The 21,263-nt window shown below is 49.3% G+C and carries 15 protein-coding genes; 10 read left to right on the forward strand and 5 right to left on the reverse strand.

The features are described from left to right. Positions 1-154 precede the first annotated feature (154 nt). From ACONT6_RS00680 to ACONT6_RS00695, 4 genes are read left to right on the forward strand one after another with little or no spacing between them, the layout of a single operon-like run. On the forward strand, positions 155-1,192 hold the full coding sequence (locus ACONT6_RS00680; protein WP_428819985.1) for a tyrosine-type recombinase/integrase: 1,038 nt from the start codon (positions 155-157) through the stop codon (positions 1,190-1,192). Positions 1,193-1,211: 19 nt separating this feature from the next. Further along, positions 1,212-3,392 (forward strand): hypothetical protein, encoded by a 2,181-nt coding sequence (locus ACONT6_RS00685; protein ID WP_428819986.1) that lies wholly within the window; start codon positions 1,212-1,214, stop codon positions 3,390-3,392. Beyond that, positions 3,389-5,374, forward strand: coding sequence for a hypothetical protein (locus tag ACONT6_RS00690; protein WP_428819987.1), 1,986 nt, complete (start codon positions 3,389-3,391; stop codon positions 5,372-5,374). Before ACONT6_RS00685 ends, ACONT6_RS00690 begins: the two co-directional genes overlap by 4 nt. After that, a complete protein-coding gene (locus ACONT6_RS00695) occupies positions 5,367-6,014 on the forward strand; it encodes a hypothetical protein (protein ID WP_428819988.1) in 648 nt (215 codons plus the stop codon). Before ACONT6_RS00690 ends, ACONT6_RS00695 begins: the two co-directional genes overlap by 8 nt. 58 nt (positions 6,015-6,072) lie before the next feature. Here the strand turns inward: ACONT6_RS00695 and ACONT6_RS00700 are convergent, their stop codons facing one another. Together ACONT6_RS00700 and ACONT6_RS00705 are read right to left on the reverse strand one after the other, a co-directional pair. Continuing rightward, positions 6,073-7,494: a DEAD/DEAH box helicase gene (locus tag ACONT6_RS00700; protein WP_428819989.1), complete on the reverse strand. Its 1,422-nt coding sequence runs from the start codon at positions 7,492-7,494 to the stop codon at positions 6,073-6,075. Next, the gene (locus ACONT6_RS00705) at positions 7,494-8,015 is read right to left on the reverse strand and encodes a hypothetical protein (protein WP_428819990.1); all 522 of its coding nucleotides are present in this window, start codon (positions 8,013-8,015) and stop codon (positions 7,494-7,496) included. Before ACONT6_RS00705 ends, ACONT6_RS00700 begins: the two co-directional genes overlap by 1 nt. 131 nt (positions 8,016-8,146) lie before the next feature. Here ACONT6_RS00705 and ACONT6_RS00710 point away from each other — a divergent pair, with 131 nt between their 5' ends. The 4 genes from ACONT6_RS00710 (at position 8,147) to ACONT6_RS00725 (ending at position 13,606) form a co-directional block, all read left to right on the forward strand. After that, positions 8,147-8,464, forward strand: coding sequence for a helix-turn-helix domain-containing protein (locus tag ACONT6_RS00710; RefSeq protein ID WP_428819991.1), 318 nt, complete (start codon positions 8,147-8,149; stop codon positions 8,462-8,464). Between the two features lie 186 nt (positions 8,465-8,650). Next, on the forward strand, positions 8,651-9,466 hold the full coding sequence (locus ACONT6_RS00715) for a metallophosphoesterase (RefSeq protein ID WP_428819992.1): 816 nt from the start codon (positions 8,651-8,653) through the stop codon (positions 9,464-9,466). 151 nt (positions 9,467-9,617) lie between these two features. Further along, complete coding sequence (locus ACONT6_RS00720; RefSeq protein ID WP_428819993.1) at positions 9,618-10,196, forward strand: NUDIX domain-containing protein; 579 nt, start codon at positions 9,618-9,620, stop codon at positions 10,194-10,196. Positions 10,197-10,450: 254 nt separating this feature from the next. Continuing rightward, on the forward strand, positions 10,451-13,606 hold the full coding sequence (locus ACONT6_RS00725; protein ID WP_428819994.1) for a TonB-dependent receptor: 3,156 nt from the start codon (positions 10,451-10,453) through the stop codon (positions 13,604-13,606). A 293-nt stretch (positions 13,607-13,899) separates the two neighbouring features. Here ACONT6_RS00725 and ACONT6_RS00730 read toward each other — a convergent pair whose 3' ends face one another. From ACONT6_RS00730 to ACONT6_RS00740, 3 genes are all read right to left on the reverse strand, one after another. Further along, positions 13,900-15,315 (reverse strand): phosphomannomutase, encoded by a 1,416-nt coding sequence (locus ACONT6_RS00730; protein WP_428819995.1) that lies wholly within the window; start codon positions 15,313-15,315, stop codon positions 13,900-13,902. After that, on the reverse strand, positions 15,299-16,483 hold the full coding sequence (locus tag ACONT6_RS00735) for an AGE family epimerase/isomerase (RefSeq protein ID WP_428819996.1): 1,185 nt from the start codon (positions 16,481-16,483) through the stop codon (positions 15,299-15,301). Before ACONT6_RS00735 ends, ACONT6_RS00730 begins: the two co-directional genes overlap by 17 nt. Before the next feature lie 275 nt (positions 16,484-16,758). Further along, a complete protein-coding gene (locus tag ACONT6_RS00740) occupies positions 16,759-17,754 on the reverse strand; it encodes a LacI family DNA-binding transcriptional regulator (RefSeq protein WP_428819997.1) in 996 nt (331 codons plus the stop codon). Between the two features lie 373 nt (positions 17,755-18,127). Between ACONT6_RS00740 and ACONT6_RS00745 the strand changes: the two genes are divergently transcribed. Next, positions 18,128-20,011 (forward strand): sodium:solute symporter family protein, encoded by a 1,884-nt coding sequence (locus ACONT6_RS00745; protein WP_428819998.1) that lies wholly within the window; start codon positions 18,128-18,130, stop codon positions 20,009-20,011. A 73-nt stretch (positions 20,012-20,084) separates the two neighbouring features. Next, positions 20,085-21,260 carry a glycoside hydrolase family 130 protein gene (locus tag ACONT6_RS00750; protein WP_428819999.1) on the forward strand — a complete coding sequence of 392 codons (1,176 nt, stop codon included), beginning with the start codon at positions 20,085-20,087 and terminating at the stop codon, positions 21,258-21,260. The last annotated feature ends 3 nt before the right edge of the window (positions 21,261-21,263 follow it).

Below are 21,263 nucleotides of genomic sequence, written 5' to 3' on the forward strand. Positions count from 1 at the left end.
ACGAAGTCCAAGTAATTCAGGTTTCGCCAGCTATTGATTGGCTCATTCGCGATGAAATAATGGCTCTAGTCATTTACCGTAAGCGTGATTTGTAGTGAATAGATATCGGCTAGTAAGTTACACCAGTAAATACGGGGGGCGATCTGTTCAATACGTGTCGATTTTTGATGATATGACATTAGCGATAGAACCGATTTCATCTCTATACCTATTGGATGTTGTCAATAAAGGGAAAAAGTTTTCCACGGTCAGAAATTACGGACATTCAATAGTTAAATTCCTAAACTATATCGATAAAAGTGAAGATCTTGACGATTGGAGAATTATGAATGGATTTCAATTCCAGGATTATCTTGATCACCAATTTGCTCAGAATAATCTAAATGCATCGACTGTTGGTCAAACAGAAACACGATTAAATCTTCTGTATGACTGGGCATTAGAGCGAGATTTCATAAGTGAGGACAAGAGATCCCATAGATTTTCTTTACGAGGCCTGGATCTAGAACTTAAAAAAGTTAACGGAAGGAAAAAGTCGTTAGATCCGTATGGCTTAAATTTTCAGTACATTGACCTAGAAGAGTTCGAGTTTCTGGCCTCCTATAAAACTGAGCGTAAATCATATTTTATAGATAGGAACGATCTGATATTGAGGTTTGGCTACTTTTGCGGATTGAGAGCAAGTGAAGTTGTTGATCAGAGAAATCTGCGGATTTCAAGGTTGAAGCAAGCTATTGGAGTAAGCGAGAAAAAAGGAAGCAAAGGCCTATATATTACTATAGTAGGGAAGGGGCCAAGTACCGGAAAGGTAAGAACGATATACATCCCAGAAAGCTTAAAGATAAAAATATTAAGATTTATCTCTGGGGCAAGAAAGTCTATCCCAGGCGACCTTCTAATTTGTAAAAAAAGCGGTGAAGAGTTGAATAGACAATTCCCATCAGCAATGTTCAGCGAGGCTAAAAAGAACCTCATAAAGAATTTAAATGATAGCCGGTCCGCTGACTGGGTGAGGTTTAATCGAAGCTTTCATAGTCTTAGGCACAGCTACGCTACAAATCTATGTGCGCTGTGTCGAGAAAATGGAATAAACACGGTTCTTGTGCAGGAGAGAATGGGGCATGAGGATATGAGTACAACAAGAATATATATAGCCTTCGAAAAAACCATTAATTTGGGCTGTGAAATTTAAATCAATAAAAATTTATAGAATGAGTTTAGATAAATTTGATTCAAAATTTCAAGGATTTCTATTCTTAGATAATAGTGGAAATAAGTATCATGTACCTCTGCCTCAAGATGTTTGTAATGTAGATATCATAGAAGCAATTTTGGCGTATGTTAATGGTCCGGGTTATCCAAAGCTTCAACCGCTGACGATGGTAAATCACAAAAGAATACTTTTCGAATTTACGTTGTTTCTTACGGAAAAAGAAGTGGTCGACGAAAATGTCGGCCTGAAGTTCTTAAAGTATCTTAAGAAAAGAAATTTTACAGAGGATTTCATATATCAAGCAAGTTCAAAGTTAAAGTCAATATTTGAATCGGCAAGGACTGATGATGCGCGGTTGAGAGTTAAGCTCATTGATGCGGTGGATAATTGGCCGTCTGTACTGCGGCCGGTAGGTGAAGCAAGGCCTTCGCTAGAAAATTTATTTCCTGATTTTGAATATGATAACAAGAGCTACTTGATTGCATTCAATCGATTTCCAATTTGGTTTGTTTCTCAATGGCAATCTATAAGGAAAGAGTTTCGTGAAAAAATGCCAGAAGATTACGCATTCCTTGAAAGCCTATTGCCAGAGGAAATATCAAAGCATGCAATTATAAGCTGTAGCTGCCATTCAAAAAAAGAGGATAGAGATTTACTTAAAAAGCTAGCGGGGATTACAGTTAGAGCTGCCATTGGCCTGGGAAATGTTTTTCTCCTAGAGGCAGTTTTTTTCGCTGCATATATCAACACGATACGCATCGGGAAAGGCGTACAATTGGGTGACTATAAGCCTGCGTTCACATATTTTTTTAACAAGGAAAAGCTGGAGCTAAACCCCCACGTAAACAGGCAGGTTCAAGTTGAAGCTTTAAGGAAGTTTTTAAAACCCAATGGCGATGCTTGGACTAGGCGATTTGGTTTGGTGATTAAGAAAGGTAGAGGGGGCAGGCTACGAAAGGATAGAAAATCCTTTTATTTGAATTCATTTATATCTCCATTTGACCTTTTAAGACCTGGCCGTGAAGAAAAAGCAATGATGTATTACTATTTTTCAGCTCAACGGGTGTCGGCATCTAGTATCGACAGGTTGACGCTGAAAGATGTAGTAAATAGTAGAAAAAAAATAGTTGTCCAAAGCTACAAAGCAAGAAATAGAACTAGTATGTCAGTGGGTTTTGACAGAGGAACGGAAGCATTTAAAGTCATAGAGGCGTGGGTTAGTAACATTCGTGAAATGAAAGTAAAAGGGCATTATCGAGAAGGAGGTGACGACTCGGAAATACCACTTATTTGCGAATCAAAAACTTATGCGATACCCGCTGTTTTCGGGCTAGGCCAGACGCATCTATTCAAGTTTAGGCCGTTTATTTTCGAGAACTCAATATCGAGATCCCGCATTTTGTCGTCAGAATCTGATAGTGAAAGGATTCGCCCATTTCTTGATATATTTTCTCGTGTTGTCTTAGAGGCTGAATCTAACCCTGCAGCTAAATATGACGAGTCAAGAACAATACAGCCAGCAGCTGTAAGCCAAACTGCGGTATATGCTTCAAGGGTGAAAAATAATTTTAGTGTTTCAGACGAATTTTCCAATACTCAGGGTGGTGAGGACCATCTTTTGGCTGATGAGTCTGCGCTTCGGTTGAATCACACAAGAAAAACGCATCATGATCAATACCTGAATCGAGCCACGGACAGGCAGAAGCTAGATGATGAGTCCAGGTTTGCAGCAGCCGTCGGAGAGGAAATGCTGAATATAGCCAATAAAATAAACGAAGAGAGGCATAGCTTCGTTGAGGCCATTACTCTTAATGATGTAAATAGAATCTTAGGGTTACCTGCAGGAAAAAATAGCAGTGAAATCGAGCTGCTTAATGAAGTTAAGCAGCTGAAATTCATGAAGAAATATGCTTATGAGAGCACGGGAGTTTTCAGTAACGGCTCGAAAGTAATTGTGGTGAAAACACCATTAGTTGCTTCGATAATAATGGCTGAAATAGCACATATTGATAAGTCAATTGAGAGACTCATAGGCATAGCTGAGAACAAAGCCTACCAAATTATTGCTCGTAGAATTTTCCTTTCCGTATTGTTGAACCATTTCGATGCCACACAGTTACGAATAGCCAGGGAGCAGTATGCAGGGGCAAGCTTTAAATTTCCGGACTTGGTGCTATGAATAACAACTCAACAAAGTCGATCCAGGTAGATAATCCAAATAATTTAGAGGGCAAATTTTTTCATTCTCTGCATGAGGACTTGCGGAGAAATATCCTTGGCGCGCGTGTATGGAATGTGGAATGCATCGTGAGCGGTGTCTTTCCGGTTGATTGGACAAAGTTACACCCAGAAATCGAAAATAATATAGAAAAGCTTGTTCTTATTCAAAATTGGGCACTTGGATACCTTAATAAGGGGGAGGCATCCCTTATATATAGAAAGAGTACCTTCAATCATTTGTTCACCCTTTTTAAAAGATTCTGTGAATACTGGATCGACAAGGATCCTATAGATCTTAATCGCTGGAGTGAAGAGAGCATTATAAATTGCTTAGTTTATTGCTCGAAGAGAGAAGATGGTCTTTTTAAAGCCAGAGATTGGGTGAGACAAACCTTTGAAAAAATAAAGAGCATAAACCGATTCTACCTAAACGGAACGTTCAGCGACGGGTTTGTAACATTTCCATATTTGGAAACATTTTTTGGGATTGTCGAAGCTGAAATAGAGGATAGCGGTACTGACTTGCTTGCTTGGAAGCTAGGGGGTAGATGGGAGTCTATTCCCATTCAGATAGCAATGCTATTAGTCTCTGATGCAGTTAACCTGCTTAGATCGCCCAAAACCAAGTGTGCAAGAGCGATCTACAAATGGATAAATGATCATCCAGATATAGCGTTGCCCGAGTATACACGGCTGAAAATTAATTTGCCCAAAGTTATTTATCGGGAAAGTAAGCTGTCTACTGGTTTGCACGGGTTGAGGCATCCAATGTTTCAAAGCCTAAGATCATATCTGGAGTATGAATTTAATGTTGGCCCGGATGATGATCTCCCGATATCGGATTGGCCGTTCTGTACGCCCGGAGATGTTAATAGGCATGTCAGAGAACTCTATACAAGCTGCGCTATCATATTTCTTGCGATTACAGGTGCCCGAAGAAGCGAAATTCACAGTATTCGGTACGATGGTTTAGTTAAGGGAAAATTTGGTCGTTATAAATTTAAGTCCGAAATTTTAAAAACAAACTATGGAATTGTGACTTTAAGGGATATATCCGGATTAGCAGCAGAAGTGGTTGATGTTATATGGGATATGTCGATCGAGGATCCTGAAATAAGATCTACGCAGAGAATTTTTGAGTATAGAAAAATGTCACTTCAGTTAGGAAAGCGAGCTGGTCAGAAGGTCGACTTATTTAAAGACAAGTACTTGCGTGCTGTCTTGTCGGAAAAATACAAATCATTTGTAGACGTTTACGGTTCTGAGTATTTAACTCTCTGTGACAGCATTCATCCACATAAATGGCGGCATACGTTTTCGGAATTCGCCATGCGAAGATTCGATGGAAATGTTCCTGGAGCAATTCGGGACCATTATCGGCACTCATTCGATTCGTATATGACATCAAGCTACTTATTTAACAAACTGTACGAGGAGGACGATTACAGCATATCTAAAGAGTATATTGTTGAGCTGATGGGGCGGGCTTGCGAAGGAAAAGAGAGGCTTTATGGAGCAGTTGGTCGTTATTTCGAATCGCTAATCTCAGAGTACGAGTTTTTGGACAAGCCTTCTTTGCATGAGAGGTTAAAAGAAATTGTAAATGATAAATTTTTCGGTGAAGTAGAGCCTCATGCCTGGGGAATGTGTGTTCTTCGAAAAGACAAAATTTCGATGGCAAATTGCGCGGATAGGAAATCTGGTGTGCCGAGGATAAAGGACGCTGACTTAGACGTTTGTACTAACTGCCCGAATGCGTTGAGACTTGAATCGAATATTGAGGAGGTTGTAATTCTCGGGCAGTCACTAAAGGCTCACAGGGATAGCTTTAAGAGCTTGGGTATTGATGTTGTCAACGATGCTTATGAAAAAAAGTTAAAAGCATGTAGGAAGATTGTAGAAGAACGTAAATTTTCTCCGTTGGAAAGTTCTCATGGATGATATTTTTGATATTTCGGTTCCTAATCTGGAAGAAAAAATTCCTGAGTGGGTTTCAGAAAACAAACTAGAAAAAATGTATTCTCTGATTCAAAAAGATTTCTCAAGAATCGAAAAGGAGATCGTTTCGGGTGGTTTTTCTTATCATAAGATTCCTAAAATTAAAATGTCAGAAATTTCACGCAAGCTTGGGTATAACTCAAGATATATTAATGGTGAGAAATTCCCGCTAATCGTTAATCACATTGACAAGTTGAATGGAATTCTAAAAGCTAAAAAAGCTGCAGTTAATCCATCTGAAAATGTTAAATACAAATCTAAGCAAAATATGAACCGCAAGGAACTAACCTCACTTCTTGATGTTGCCGAGAAGAAGGTAGAGGAGTTGCAGGTGGCTATAGTCAGAAATCAAATGAAATTATTGGTTGATCTTGGAGCGTTGGATTCCACTCATTCACTGGCAAGGAAGGTTAGTCAATTAACTCGTGAGCGTGACGAGTTGGCAGAACATAATGTGCGCTTGCTGGATAAGCTTGATGATCTGAAATCAAGGGTTGGTCATTTCTCTAGCGAAAATGTCGAGCTTAAGAATAAGTATACAAAGCTTCTAAAATCTAAGCGTAGTTTTCAGGTTGTGACATAAACTAAAATTTAAAAGCCAAGCCAGGGCGAGCGGAAGCTAACGAAAAATTTAAAGAGTCTTAAAGGTCAATTCTAATGTCTTTATGGATGAAATTTCCATTCACCTGTATGTTGTCTAAATACTCTATAGATAACTTCGTTTTTAAGGGTGTGAAGTTTTCATCATCAAAGGGCTCAGGTCTATGATGAGAGAATTTACCTAAAATAATCTCCTCCTGCTTTCTTATTTTCTCGCTATTTTTGTCATCAACAGTTATATCCTCAAGAGAGTAGCTGGTGTTTTCCTCTTTTGCTACTTGATCTTCAATTGCTGGATATGAAGGAGTGTCGTTTTTTACGCTGTTAGCGTATTCAATGAGTGTTGGTTCCGCAGGAACGAACATGTATCCGATTTCTGAATGTTTACCGTGAGACCGAAGAATTCTTCCTAAAATCTGACGAAAGTAGAGCTCAGTTTTTACTCTTGTCAAATGACAGCAAACCTGCAGCCTCGGAATATTTGTGCCTTCGCTGATCATTCCAACCGATATGATCCACTTTCGATCACTGTGTTTGAATTCTCTGATCTTTTTAGGTGCGTCTATGTCTTTATGCGTGACAATATCAGCATTTTCCCCGAATTTATCTAATAGAATCCTGTGAATTTGATTGGCATGAGAAACTGATGTCGAAACAATGAGTCCCCCTGCAAATTCATTTTTTCGCCGTAAGCTATCTAGTTTTTTAGTGGCTTTACTGAGACAGTATTGTATTAAATCTTTACTCTCTAGGAGCTTTTGGTAACTACAGTTTGATTCATTTAATAGTTCGCTGAATGATTGATAGTAGGTGCTGGTTTTATCATGTATATATCCGACGTTGTCGTTATCTATGATTGTAAACTGCGGGAGTCTGCAAACATTGTCCTTTATTGCCTGAGTCAAACCATAGCTATAGTCACATTTCACTAGTCCACTTTTTCGATTGTAATTTGCTAGTACAATCGGCAACTGATCTGATCTCCAGGGTGTTCCGGTAAGTGCGATTGTGTAAGCAGCTTCTCCTTGAATGTTACTTATTACTTTAGAGCCCCAGGCGTTTGCGAGAGTGGGTTCCCCTGGAACACCGGTACCAGCGCAATGATGGATTTCATCGAATATTACTAGAGTTCTATACCTCTTTAAGAGAGACCAAAAATGCGGCTCAAGTGACAACATCGATTGATACGTGACCGAGAATCCTATAGAGCCAAGTAGTCCGTTCAGTGTCTTACCTGTTTTAGCTTCTAACTCCGCCTTAAAATCGGCTGCCACTACTACTGATGGTGAGAAGCACATCACCATATCGATATAATTTTCTTCAAGTAGTTTTCTGGCTAGGGTCGATGCCATAGTTGTTTTTCCTGCGCCTGGTGTTGCCAGGCACAGAAAGTGTTTTTCGCCTTTTGAAAAATTTGAAATGCACTGTTCAATACACTCTATTTGCCATTTTCGGAGGTGCATTAATGAGCCTGTTCAATTGTTGCAAGCATTTTTTCTAAAGCTTTAATTTTACCGTGAGTCCTTGAGTATCGGTCGCGCGCTTGCCTATACAACTCTTTAATTTCAGTAAGATTTTCAGGAGATGCTAAAGAAATTTCTTCATATTCTTCAACTTCGCCAACTGCCTCGAGTATTTCGATCTTGTAGTTGCGCATTCGGTCTTTAAGCTCACTCGTGAACTTACTTTTTACTTCGCCTACATCTGAGACTTTCTGATCTGTATGGCCGTGATTTTGATAGAATTTTTTTGTCAATCGGTAGGATATTGGCCGAGTGTTTTTTGCCGATACGCGCTCCGCAAAGCTCTCGGATAAAAGCAGTTTCACATGTCGGCTGATTAACTTGTTCGCCCCCTTTTTACTCGTGTTCTTACAGCTAGGCAGGTCAAAGTAAGCGCTCGTCAGCGCCGGGCAGGTAAATACGTCAAACTCACCTGATTTTAGGAGTTTCAGGAGCTCTGAGTTGATCTTTGGTCTGTTCATCCAGAAGAGTGTCGATGGTTAAATCAATTAGGTTGTAGGCGGTAATAGCCCTACTTAGGATTCCTAAGTATACCTGAAGCCAATATACTAGGACAATCAGGGGCCCAGAGACTCGATAAGATGTTTAAATTTTGGACAATCAATCGCCGCTTCCTATGCGCCTTCGGCAGGCGCGCGAAGCTCTTGAGCTCACTCAGCAGGAGCTCGGAGAGCGTTTGGGCTTTGAGCATCGCTCAGCCAGTAGCCGCATGACCCACTACGAGAAGGGGCGACACACCCCGGATTACCAGACTCTCGAGCGCCTAAGTGAGGAGCTGGGTGTTCCTGTTGCCTATTTCTTTTGTGAGTCGGATGTTATGGCTGAGCTTGTATGTCAGCTTGATGAACTAGATGAAGAGGAGCAAAAAAAGCTTCTAAAGAAACTCCAAGAAATGACCGGAAAGTCATAGCTTAAAGTGGGTGGCTTGCCAATTTTTTTGGGGGGTCAAGATCGAGGTGCCCGGTTCTTACCAAGGGTGATGTGGCAGGGATTCGAGTCCTTGGTGCTCGCTGCCTATTGGAGCGCGTATACATAGCTGCACTACTCGCATGTTTATTTAGTATTCGATTCTGACTTGTAAGCCTATGATGGTGCAATGACTACATATTTGCAGGTTGAGCAAAACCCCAGTGGTAGGGACTTCGTAGTCGGCGATGTTCACGGACACTTAAATCAATTGCAGTCCCAGTTAGAGGATGTCGATTTTTCGCCTGGATTAGATCGCCTTTTCTTTCTTGGCGATATCATCGATCGAGGCCCGGACAGTTCCGCATTAATTCAGTTAATCGATAATCACACCTACTTCAGCGTCCTAGGCAATCATGAGGCGATGATGATTGCTGCGCACCAAAATCCCGATGCTGTGAACTTGCATCAATCAAATGGTGGTGAGTGGTTTTATCGGCTTTCGGATAAAGCGCAGGAAGCAATTGTAGACAAAGTATGCAGCTGGCCTTGGGCAATTGAGCTAGATACTTATGCGCAACGAGTAGGCCTTATACATGCAGATGTCCCTGAAAGTAGTTGGCCAAAGGTTGTGGAGTTGTTAAAGGGTGTCGATGATGCTTGGTTGGCCGGAGCAACATTCGCCGCTCCCAAAATCGCAGAGGTGGCTAACGCCTTGTTATGGGGGCGGTCATTAGTAAAGCACTTATACCACGATGTTTTGGATCTAGGGCCGCGAAAAAGAACTCGATTCGAATATATGAGAATGTTTCTAGATCGAATAGACAGAGTCGAGAGCGTAAGTCGAGATATTATCCAACCATTTAATATTGAAGGGATTGATGCCGTATTTATCGGGCACTCTTATGTCCCCGTTGCAACGAAGGTTGGAAATTGCCAGTTTTTGGATACATATCGTGGCGACACATGCGAAGTGCTAAGCCTCATTTGCATTAACTCCATTTAGATCCTTTTTGTAGGACTCTGCTGCTTGTCTGTTTAAATGGAGTGGAATTCTTCGACGGGCAGGGTAAAAAAGATGGAAAGGATGTTTGTCGCTGGTTTAATCTAGTTGCGAGCGAGTGTTAGAGACATTATTGGGGGGATTTATAGCACACATGCAGGAAAAGGTGAGAAATTTAAAAAGTGAGTTGCTCTGTAAGAGTTGGTCTCGATTTGAAAAGTACACTTTTGAGTACTTGTCTGGAGAGGGGAAGTGGGAGCTGCAAGACCGTGAGGTCTATGATCGTGGCGACGGTGCCGTAATACTGCTGTTCAATCGTGAAAAGCAGACGGTGGTACTGACCTCGCAATTCCGCCTGCCGACCTTTCTGAACGGTAACCGCTCCGGGATGATGGTGGAGGCCTGCGCCGGTGCGATGGAGGATCAGGATCCCCTCGAATGCGTTATTCGTGAGGCCTGGGAAGAAACCGGTTACAAAATTTCCGCTGCGGAAAAGGTGTTTGAGCTGTATATGTCGCCGGGTTCGGTGACGGAGAAATTGCACTTCTATATAGCCGAGTGCTCCGATGCCATGCGTACAGGCACCGGTGGTGGACTGGATTCCGAGCAGGAATATATCGAAGTGCTGGAGCTGCCATTGTCTCGGGCCAGGGACATGCTGGCGTCCGGGGAGATCAAAGATGCTAAAACAGTCATCCTCATTCAGCACATTTTGCTGAAGGAAATTTGGTGAGTTTTGTCGTTAGAGGGAATAATTTCCCATTTTATGGGCGTCGGCATCTGATCATTTGGCTTTTTGTGAAACCGGTTGCATAAGCGATGTGCCACTGTCAAGATTGATGACACCCCGAAAGCGGGGATTTTTTTGAAAGTAAAATGAAACCGGTTACATTTGGTTGGGTGGAGATCAAATATTGACCGGAAATGGGTGCGTCACAGCGGTATCTGGCGCTCAATTCACCAAATAACGATAACAAGGTATTCGTGATGAAGAGAGAGTACTTGAAGCTTCTGCCCCTAGGTTTGGTGAGCACCCTGGCACTGAGTGCGGTTGTGCCGTTGGCGCAGGCGCAAACACAAGCCGAAGAAGGAGACGCCAGCCAGTATGATGCTTCGCTGGAGGAAATTACCGTTTACGGCATCCGTAAGGCGCTGCGTGACAGCGTCGACAAGAAGCGTAACGCTACTGCCATCGTGGATATAATTTCTGCGGAAGACATCGGCAAACTGCCGGATGAAAACGCCGCGCGCGCGCTTCAGCGCGTAACCGGTGTACAGATCTCCACCCGCGACGGTGAAGGTTCCGAGATCCAGGTGCGCGGTATGTCCCAGGTAAATATGGAGATGAATGGTGTCTCCTATCTGGGCACTCCGTCCCAGCCGGGCTTCCGCTCCAGCGTGCGCCGCAACGCCACCCTGGAAGATATTCCGGCAGAACTGCTGTCCAGCATGGAGGTGATCAAATCGCCGTCTGCTGACCGTATCGAGGGCGCCATTGGTGCTACCGTGGATATGAAAACCCGCAAGCCGCTGGACAGTGATGGCCTGCAGCTGGCGGCCTCCACCAAGGCTTCTTATTCCGAACTTACCGAAGAGCCTACCGAGCGCTACTCCTTTCTGATCGGCAATAACTGGGACGATAAATTCGGCGTGCTGCTGAATGTGACCCAAGGCGAAAGCGTCAGCCGCAACGATTCCATCGATTATCGCAACTGGGATGGTCTGTCTTTCGAAGACTGGAACTCCAATGCCGGCTCATTACAGGCGTGGAATGAAAACGTCTGGTGGCACGCGGAGCAGGATCCGGCTTCCGTCTGCGCGCCCTATTGCTGGCGTAACATGGGCTGGGCCGACGACGGTACTGGCAACAATGTTGCTACTGAAAATGGTGGTTGGTTCCCAACACTGATGCACTACGATGCCGAGACTGGCAATCTCAGTCAGGTGATCGCACCACAGGAAATCGAGCTGCAACAGAAAACCATTTACCGTGATCGCCTCGGTGTAAACCTAGCGTTGCAGTACAACCCGTCTGAAAACGTCAGTCTGTACGCCGATGTAATCGCCAGCGATTACGAAGAAGAGCAGCAGGCCAGTGTACTGACCTATGCCATTCGCGATATAGATTGGCCGCACACCGGTGTGATTCTGGATGAGTCCATCATGCCGTTTACCCTCGGCCAATTCACCGCCACCGGCGATGCCCCCTCCGTGGCTGGCATTGAATCCGGAAGTATCAATGCGGTGGATGGCGAAGTAACCCTACTATCCGGCGGCTTTACGCCGATCAGCTGGAACAACAATGGCAACTCCCAGCGTATGGGCGGCCAGTCTGCACACCGCGATGTGCAAAACCGCAACTTCAGTTTCGGCGGTAGCTGGTGGAATGACGACTGGACTGTTGCTGCGAATGTGTCCGGAGGCAAATCCAAGTTCGACAGCATCTGGCTGCGTCAGGACCTGAAAGGCAGCTACGGCAACGTGAACTGCGGCTGGCGCGACCCGCGCCCGGTGGATCCGAATACCGGGCTGGAAGTGCCTTGTGCCGAGAATGTGCGCTGGGGCTATGACCTCTCTGGCGGCGGTGCCGGCAGCCTGACTCTCGACCCAACCCTGAGCGCTGCCAATCCGAACGATCCGAATGCAGATTACCTGACTGACCCCTACAGCTATGCCGTAGCCTTTGTCAGCCTGTGGCAAGATAGATTCACCAGTGACTACGGCGCGGTGGCGCTGGACTTCGATTACAACCTGGACAGCAGCCTGGGCGCGCTGAATTTCAATCAGGTTGAGTTCGGCGTGCGTGTCGCGACCCGCGGCAACGAGCGCGAAGTGCATCAGGGCATGGGCACCCACTGGCAGGAAGAATGCACTGATGAAACCTGCAGCGTGGTCACTGACCAGCGTCTGGGAGTGGAAGATGCCAATTCAGTTTATATCCAGTCTCATGAAATTCTGAACGCCGTGAGTGTGAATGACGGCAGCTTCCTGGAAAAAATCAGCGGCAATATTCCTCGCCAATGGATTTCCGGTAATCCATCTGCGTACGGCGACCCAATCCAGGATCTGGCGGACATCTGGGGTATGTACCCGGTATCCGACAAAATCAACGACTACAGGGTGGATGAAGACACCCAGGCGGTGTACGCCAAGGTGAATTTCGAAAGTGACAGTGGCGTTGTCAGCGGTAATATCGGTGTGCGCTTGGTGGGCACCGAAACGGCATCTACCAACTACTCGGTGCGTGAAGGTGTCAGCTCGGAATTCCTATTTGTTCCCGTCTACAACGAGGAAGACTACATCGCGAATACCCTGACGCGGGAATACAACGATGTACTGCCAAGTGCGACCATTAATTGGGATATCACCGACGATCTGAAGTGGCGTACCGCTGCCTCAAAGGTGATGGCGCGCCCGGATCTGACGGATCTGACCTCTGGGGTTTTCATTACCAGCATTACTTCCCGCCAGGGCATTATCGGCAATCCGGATCTGGATCCATACCGCGCGAATCAGTTTGATACCTCCCTGGAGTGGTACTTCAGCGAAGGTTCCATGTTGTCCGGTGCTCTGTTTTACAAAGACATCAACAGCTTTATCACCCATGACTACAGCGTGACCTTTATGGGCCCCGGCCGCACACCCAACGAAGATGGTGTGATTGAAGAGGTACAGTACAACGGTCGTATGGCGGTGAACGAGAGCGGTGAAGTGCGTGGTGCGGAGCTCTCCTACCAGCAGATGTTCTCCGGCCCGCTGGAGGGCTTCGGCACCTTGCTGAACTACACCTTTGTGGATAGTGAAACTCCGGATAGTATGCCGGTACCGCAGCTCTCCGAACACAGTGCCAATGCCATTCTGTTCTTTGAAAAGTCCGGCTTCGGCGCGCGTCTCGCCTACAACTGGCGTGATGACGCACTGCTCGCCGCGCGGGGTTCTGGCGGTCGCTCCGAGTATTCCAAAGACTACGGTCAGCTGGATTTCTCCCTCGGCTACGAGATCAACGACAACTTGAAGGTCACCCTCGAAGGTCTGAACCTGACCGAGGAGAATCTACAGTCATACGTGGATATCGAAGAGCGTGTACTGCAGTTCCAGCAACTGGATCGTGTATTCCTGCTGGGTCTGATCGGCCGTTTTTAACCTAAGCTGCCCAATTGGGAAGCCCGGCAACGTCATTGCCGGGTATCAATTTCGGCGCAAGCCGAACTGTCATCCCGGGTTACTTCCGTCCCGAGGTGACGCATTTGAGGCGGTGCAATCCCGTCTACTTTTCTCGTCGCACATTTCGTGTATTGATTTGAGCCCTTCTCAGGGCTCTTTTTTTGCCTGTGATTTTTACCGGCAAAAAAAACCGCAGGCTGGCTGCGGTATGAAAAGACAAGAACGATCGACGAGAGGAACGGCTTGTTAAAAGATTGGCTTCAAATAGAAGGTCAGCTTTCGATAAGTGCGAGCAGCGCTTCGGTCTGTTTTCTTAGTAGATCCGCGTCCGCGCGGGTTTCCAAATTCAACCGTAACAGCGGTTCGGTATTGGATTGGCGAATGTTTACTCGCCACTCATCGAAGTCCAGTCCCAGTCCATCGAGGGTTTCTGTGGCGGTCTGCTGTCCGTCAAAGTGGGAGTGGATTTTCTGCAGGATGGCGCGGGGATTTTCCACGCTGCGATTGATTTCATCGGAGCAGGGGTAGGCCTGCTGCATTTCCGCTACCAGCGCGGAAAGCGACTGGTTCTCGGCGCTCAGATATTCGCAAATCAGTAGCCAGGGGATGCTGCCGTTGTCGCAGTAGGCGAAGTCGCGGAAGTAGTGGTGTGCACTCATCTCGCCACCGTAGACGGCATCTTCAGCGCGCATAACCTGTTTGATAAACGCATGGCCGGTTTTGGATATCTTGCTGGTGCCGCCGGCGGCTTCCACCACTGCGCGAGTATTCCAGTAGAGGCGCGGGTCGTGCACGATGGTGGCGCCGGGGGATTTCTGTAGCAGAATCTGCGCGAGTAGGCCCACCAGATAATAGCCGTCCACAAAGCGACCCTGCTCATCGAAGAAGAAGCAGCGGTCAAAGTCGCCATCCCAGGCGATCCCCAGGTCGGCCTTGTGTTCGATCACTGCGCGTGCGGTTTCCTCGCGGTTTTCCAGCAGCAGGGGATTTGGTACACCCTTGGGGAAATGGCCGTCCGGCTGGTGATTGAGTTTGATAAATTCGAACGGGAGCTTGGATTCCAGCCGATTGACGATATTGCCCGCGCCGCCGTTGCCGGCGTTGACCACGATACGCAGTGGGCGCAGTTTAGCGGTGTCGATCCACTGCATCAGGTGTGCGTCGTACTCGCTTTTAAAGTTACGTTCACTGGCCGCTCCGGATTTCGCTACCGGTGTCATTTCCGCGCTGGCAACGAGCGCTTTCAAATTCTCCAGATCGCAGTCGCCGGACAGCGGCGCCGCGCCCGCCTGAACCAGCTTGATGCCGTTGTAGTTGGCCGGGTTGTGGCTGGCGGTAATACACAGCCCGCCGTCGAAGGTTTCGCCGGAATCACTACCGTCGGGCTGTTCGGTGGCCAGCCCGGCAAAGGTCGCGAAATAGATTTCTTCGGTGCCGCACTGGCCAATATTTACCGCGTTACAGCCGGCAGCACAGATGCCTTCGACCACTGCCTGAGTCAGCGCGGGGCTGCTCAGACGGATATCGTGGCCCACCACAAGATTGCGCGCATTCAGCAGCCGTGCAAAGCCGTAGCCAATGCGCCAGGCGATGGTTTCGTTCAATTCTTCCGGTACCTGGCCGCGCACGTCGTAGGCTTTGAAGGCGGTAACGGGGTAGTCAGTATTGGTCTCACAGGCTTGAGGCATGTTCTGCTCGCATTTTCAGTCGCTTGGCCGCGGCGTAATCCGCCGCTTCGGTGGTGGCCACCATTAGGTGGTACAAGGTGCTGGCAGGGGCCTGGCCATTGAGAATCTGGTTAGCTCCATCCAGCTGATCGATATAGAGGCCGGGAATTTCGTTGGAAAAATAGTATTTGAACAGGGTCTGGATGGCGCGCGCGGCCTGGGTTTCGGCCAGATCTTGTCCCGCTTCCGCCTGGCAAAGGCTGGCCTTGATCAGCTCGGTCAGCGGCCAACAGCGCTTGGTGGTTTTGAGTGGCGTGCCGTCGAGGGCGATGGCGTCGTAGAGAAGCCCGGTGTGGGATTCGAGGCCATGATTGATGGCGTTCTGATACAGGCAATGGGTGTAGCGGCGCACCGGGGCGCCGCTGCGGCGGCTGTACTGGTGCAGCAGCCACACCCACTCCAGCATGTGGCCGGGCTCTACTTCTTGGCCCTCCTCGCTTGTGAGCGGGCGCCAGTCTTGGTGAAAGTATTCCAGCAGCACACCGTGTTCGGCGTCGTAGAAGCAGTTTTCAAACAGAGTGAAAATTTCACCGGCACGGGCCAGCCAGCGGCCATCGCGGGTGGCATCGTAGAGCGCGATAAAGGCTTCAAACAGATGCATGTGGGGGTTCTGGCGGCGCGCCTTGCTGTCGTAATCCCCTTCCAGCCAGCCACCTCGTGGCCCCTTGATGTAGTTGTCCAGGTGCCGGGTCAGCGCATCTGCTTTACGCAGTGCGGTGGCGTCGCCAAATGCGCGGAAGCGCCATGCGCAGGCCAGCAGAAAGAACGCCATATCGTAGACGTCTTGGCGCGCGTCGGAGATTTCGTTGTCCGCGCTCAATACGTGCACGAAGACGTCCGGAGCCTGAGGGTGAGTGGCAAAGCGGCTGGTGAATGCCTCCAGTCGTTCCACGCGCGTGGCGCCGTCACTGATCCAGCCGCGCTGCTGTGCACAGGCCAGCACGAACATCTGCCGGGCCTGTACCCTTACTCGTTTAGGGCAAGCGAGATCGGCATGGCCCTTGTCGTCGAGGCGCTCGTGGGCGCTGCCGGTAGCCGGGTCGAAACCCTGCTCCAGCCACAGGGGGAGAGCAGAGCGCGACATCCAGTGGGTCAGGTGGTCGGCCCATTTAGTGAGGTCGTTAAGCATGGTTTGTTGTTCTTGAGTCACTTCTATTGAATGGTGAAACCGGTTACAAGTTATTCTTGAGTTTAGCCAGATCGAACCGGATTTGCGGATTATTATGCGCCATGATGTAACCGGTTACAACGATGTGCGGTAATGGAAGAGCGGGAGCGGAGCGCTGGATTCAGTGGCTTGTGTTATTTGGTGGGTGGAAAGGAGGTAAAAGCGAGTGGGAAGGACGTGAGAGAGGCAGGAAGGGCGGCTGTCAGCCGCCCTGCGCGCAGGCTGCAGAAATCGGGTCAGCGCTTCAGAGTGGGCGTGCTCTTGCGCACCACGAACTCGTACGGGAGCACCGTTTCCGCATTGCCCAGATCCTTGCCTTCGATCAGCTCCAACAGGGTCTGAAAGCCCACGCGCCCCAGTTCTTCCGCCGGTTGCGCAACGGTGGTGAGGGGCGGGTCACTGTAGCGGGCGAATTCGATATCGTCGAAGCCGGTCACTGACATTTCCTGTGGGACCTTGATGCCCGCTGACTTGAGCCCTTGCAGGCAGCCGATGGCCATTTCATCGTTCATCGAAAAGATGGCAGTAGGGCGATCTTTCATGCGTGCAAAGTGGCTTGCCGCCATCAGTCCGGAGCCCAGGGTGAAATCGCCATTCACCTGCAGATCCGGGTCGAGCGGGATACCCGCCGCTGCGAGCGCCTCCCTGTAACCGCGCAGGCGGTCGATGGCGTGGGGGTTGTCCACTAGGCCGGAGAGTACACCGATGCGGCGGTGGCCCTGGCCAATCAGATAATCGACGATCTCACGCGCGGCGCCGGCATTGTCGATCCGCACCGAGGGGTAGGGGGTGTTTTCACAGCCGCACGCGGACACCATGGGGATGGCCACTTTGGGCTCCAGGGATTTACCTGGCGTGTGTGGGCGCAGCTGCAGAATGCCGTCAGCCTGTCGTGTTTCCACCAGGCGGATGTATTCTTCTTCCCGCGCGCTGGAGTCGCGGGTATCGCCCAGCAGCACACTGTAGCCCTTTTGCTGGGCGGCGTCTTCGATGCCCCGGATCACCGTGGCGAAGAACAGGTTGGAGAGGTTCGGAACCAGCACCACGATGGAGTAGGCGCGCACTGCGCGGAAGTTTCGCGCCATCATATTTGGGCGGTAGCCCACCTTCTTGATGGCGTCGTTGACCTTCTTCAGTGCCGCTTCCGACACCTTTTCCGGGTTACTGAGGGCCCGGGATACCGTGGCGATGGAGACACCGGCCACCCGGGAGACTTCCCTAATATTCGACATGCTTTTGCTTCGTTGAGAGATTCACTGCGACTTTCGCTGGAGACGGACTGCTGCGAGGCATCTCGACCGTTCTTTTGCCCGTTTGGCGGCGACGTTTATGGACGTCTGAGTCGCAAATTCTGCCGGAAAAGTTACCGGAATTCTGGAGCAAGCTCTAGTAAATTGATGTGTAACCGGTTACATTGGGTTTTATGGAGGTCGCCTCGAAGGCGTATTTCCTATGAAACTCGGTAGGGCTTCCGCTATAAAAAATACTGATGGAAGCAAGTTGCGACGGCATTTGGCCAGTCTGCGACTACAACAATAACGAGCACCGCCCAGAGCCACGAACCGGACTCAGCGGTGCCAGGCGATCCAGAGAGAAGAGTTACACATGAATCTCGCACCAATCGACCTGATGGTCATCGGGTTATACCTGCTTGCAACGCTGTTTATCGGCTTTTGGGTATCCCGTCGCGCCTCGAAAAATATTCAGAGTTACTTTCTCGGTGGTAACAAGCTGCCGTGGTACTACCTGGGGCTGTCCAATGCCTCCGGCCAGTTCGATATCTCCGGCACCATGTGGATGGTGTACCTACTGTTTATTTACGGACTGAAGAGTATCTATATTCCCTGGCTCTGGCCCGCATTTAACCAGATCTTCCTGATGGTGTTCCTGTCCCTTTGGTTGCGTCGCTCTGGCGTGATGACCGGTGCAGCGTGGATCCGCTTCCGCTTTGGCGAAGGGCGCGGTGCGGAGCTTTCCCATCTGATTATTGTGGCCTTTGCGTTATTGGTGGTGCTCGGCTATCTGGCCTATGGCTTTGTGGGCATCGGCAAATTCGCGGCCGCCTTTATGCCCTGGCAACTGGCCGCCGATCCACATACCAATGAAATCTGCTACGGCCTGATTCTCACCGCAATCACTGCCGTGTATGTGGTGAAGGGCGGTATGTTCAGTGTGGTGCTGACCGAGGTGATGCAGTTTGTGGTGATGACCATTGCGTGTATCGCCATCGGCCTGATCGCCATGTATCAAGTGTCCCCGGAAATGCTGGAAGCCGCGGTGCCCGCGGGCTGGTACAGCATGGGAGTCGGCCACACTCTGGGGCTCGACTGGAGCGGCATTCTGGAGAGCGCGAATCAGCGCATCATCGATGATGGCTGGTCGTTCTTCTCCGTGTTCTTCGTGCTGGTGTTGCTGAAAGGCATTTTGCAGAGCATGGCGGGGCCCGCGCCCAATTACGATATGCAGCGTATTCTCTCCGCGCGCACCCCGGTGGAAGCGGCGAAAATGAGCTGGCTGGTCAACCTGGTGCTGCTGTTTCCACGCTACATGATGATTACTGGCCTCACCATTCTGGCGCTGGTGTTCTTCACCGACGACCTGCGAGCGATGGGTGGCGATGTGGACTTTGAACAGATATTGCCATTTGCTCTGGCTAACTATGTGCCCCAGGGGTTACTTGGCTTGGTGGTTGCCGGTTTACTCGCCACCTTTATGTCAACGTTTGCCGCCACCACCAATTCGGCGCCGGCCTATGTAGTCAACGACGTCTACAAGCGCTATTTCAACCCGAACGGCAGTGAAAAAACTTACATGCGCATGAGCTATGTGGTTTCCATTCTATTCGTGGTGCTGGGTACCGCCATCGGCCTGTTTGCGCCGTCCTTGAACGACATCATCCTGTGGATCGTAAGTGCACTCTACGGTGGTTACACCGCGGCGAATATTCTTAAGTGGTACTGGTGGCGAATGAATGGCTTTGGCTACTTCTACGGCATGCTCGCTGGCCTCGCCGCAGCCATCCCGTTGATGTTTACCGACCTGTCGCCACTTTACGCCTTCCCCTGGTTGTTCGCCCTGTGTGTGACCGCCAGTGTTGCTGGCTCTCTGCTGACCAAGCCGGACGATATGGAAACCTTAAAAGCGTTCTACTTCAAAACCCGTCCTTGGGGCTTCTGGAAGCCTGTGCACCGCGCTCTGCAGGAAGAGCGCCCAGAGCTGCAGGCTAACCGCGATTGTGTGCGCGACTTGATCAACTGTGGCGTGGGCATTCTGTGGCACACGGCGCTGACCGCTGCACCTATCTTCCTGGTGATTCGCCGCTGGCCGGAATTCGTAGTCGCCATAGCCGTAATTGTCGCCACCAGTTTGTTTCTGTGGCGCAACTGGTATCGCCACTTGCGCAATGACCCGGACCAAGCGACGGACGAGCACAGCGATGCGGAGAAACCTTTCGCTGGCGAACAACGCGGCCCGCTCGTGAACGGATAACAAGCTATGAGCGCAAAGAGATTTGGGGAGGCGGCGCCGCCGCTGTAAAAGTAATAAGACGTACAGGCACTTTATGACTCAGTACCTCGACAATGTGCGTGCCTTGATCGCACAACAGAACACACTGCTTGACCAGAAAAATCAACCAGCAGAAGGCGGCAACGGTATTTACCAGCGCTGGGAAAATCCGGTAATCACCCGCCACCATATCCCGGTAGACTGGCGTTACGATCTGAACGAATCCAGCAATCCATTTCTGATGGAGCGCCTGGGCATAAACGCCGCGTTCAACTCCGGTGCCCTCAAACTGGGTGACAAATATTTGTTGGCTGTTCGGGTGGAAGGCGTCGACCGAAAATCGTTCTTCGCCATCGCCGAAAGCGATAATGGCGTGGATGGTTTCCGTTTCTGGGACAAGCCGGTGGTGATGCCGGAAACTGAAAACCCGGATACCAATGTTTACGATATGCGTCTCACTCAGCACGAAGACGGCTGGATTTACGGTCTTTTCTGCACCGAGCGCAAAGATCTCGAACAGCCGAATGACATTTCTGCGGCGGAAGCCCAGTGCGGTATCGCGCGCACCAAGGATCTGAAAACCTGGGAGCGTCTGCCGGATCTGATTACCCACAGTGGTCAGCAGCGTAACGTGGTACTGCACCCTGAATTTGTCGATGGGAAATATGCGCTGTACACCCGTCCTCAGGATGGTTTTATCAGCGTTGGCAGTGGTGGCGGCATCGGTTGGGGCCTTACCGAGTCCATGGAAAATGCCGAAGTCCTGAACGAAACGCTGGTGGACACTAAGGTGTATCACACCATCAAGGAAGTGAAAAACGGCCAGGGCCCGGCGCCGATCAAAACCGACAAGGGGTGGCTGCACCTGGCTCACGGTGTGCGCAATACCGCCGCCGGTCTGCGCTACGTGCTGTACATGTTCATGACCGATCTCGACCGCCCGTGGAAAGTGACCCACCGTCCCGCCGGCCACCTGATTGCGCCGGAAGGCAGTGAGCGCCTTGGTGACGTTTCCAACGTGGTATTCAGCAACGGCTGGATCGAAGAGCAGGGCAAGGTATACCTCTACTATGCCTCCTCCGATACCCGTTTGCACGTGGCGACCAGTTCCGTTGAGCAGCTGGTGGATTACTGCGTGAATACCCCGGAAGACGAATTGCGCTCCGCGACTTCCGTGCAGACTCGTATCGATCTGATCGAACGCAATGCTGCGGTACTCAGGGATTTGTAAGTC

It is taken from the genome of Microbulbifer sp. MCCC 1A16149 (assembly GCF_050368945.1).
Taxonomy (GTDB): domain Bacteria; phylum Pseudomonadota; class Gammaproteobacteria; order Pseudomonadales; family Cellvibrionaceae; genus Microbulbifer.